The 1,014-nt window shown below is 64.3% G+C and carries 1 protein-coding gene; it reads left to right on the top strand.

The genetic code is table 11. The annotated features are described in order from the left end of the window. The first annotated feature begins 106 nt into the window (after window positions 1-106). Window positions 107-907 (top strand): class I SAM-dependent methyltransferase, encoded by an 801-nt coding sequence (locus tag FJ980_RS34395; RefSeq protein WP_140547759.1) that lies wholly within the window; start codon window positions 107-109, stop codon window positions 905-907. Window positions 908-1,014: the final 107 nt, after the last annotated feature.

Below are 1,014 nucleotides of genomic sequence, written 5' to 3'. Positions count from 1 at the left end.
GCTATATTGAATGCATGTTCAACAAATGATGTTGCGTTTTCCCAGACATGGGCTAGGCTTTGCAGGCGTTCGAGACGGACATTCGTCGATTGGGGATCGAGGGTTGATGATCGAAACGGCCGAGGCCGAGCCGGAGTATGACGGAGCCGCCATCCGCTTCCTCGAGGCGCTGTGGGGCGACGGCTACCTGTCGCCGGGCGGGCCCGACGAAGTCGACCGCGTGCTCGAGGGGCTTTCGCTCGCAGGCAAGACCATCCTCGACATCGGCTGCGGGTCCGGAGGCATCACGCTGCATCTGGTCGAACGGCATGGCGCCGCGCACGTCACCGGCTTCGATGTTGAGCGGCCGGTGATCGAAACGGCCAGGCGGCGGGCAGCCTCCCGCGGGCTTGCCGACCGCGCCAGCTTCATCCAGGCGCCGCCTGGGCGGTTGCCTTTCGAGGATCAGTCCTTCGACGTCGTCTTCTCCAAGGATGCGCTGCTGCATGTCGCCGACAAGGATGCGCTGTTTGCGGAGATATTCCGCGTGCTCAAGGCCGGCGGCGCCTTTGCGGCATCAAACTGGATGATCTCGCATGACGGCGAACCATCACCGGAGATGAAGGCCTCTGTGGCCGCCGAAGGGCTGTCCTTCGCGATGGCCTCGCCGGCGCGCTACGCACAGGCGATGCGCCAGGCGGGCTTTGCCGAGATCGCGGTTCGCGACCGCAATCCCTGGTACCGCGAGGTGGCGCGGGGCGAACTGGAAAGGCTGAAGGGGCCGCTCTATCCGACGGTCGCGGCGGCAGTGGGCGCCGCCTATGTCGACAAGAACATACGAACCTGGGAGGCCATGCAGAAGGTGCTTGACAGTGGCGAGCACCGTCCCACTCATCTTCGCGGGCAAAAACCGAAGATGGTCGGCTAGCCGGCGATGTGGAGCATGACCGCACCCATGAAAATTGCAGCACGCCAAGAGCAGTCCGCCGAGGCATCGAGCGCACCCGAGAAACGCGGGCGTAAGGCTTCCAAGGA

The organism is Mesorhizobium sp. B1-1-5, assembly GCF_006443065.1.
Classification (GTDB): Bacteria; Pseudomonadota; Alphaproteobacteria; order Rhizobiales; family Rhizobiaceae; genus Mesorhizobium.
Note: the sequence above shows the minus strand (reverse complement) of the source record. Positions and strands in the feature narration are given on the sequence as shown.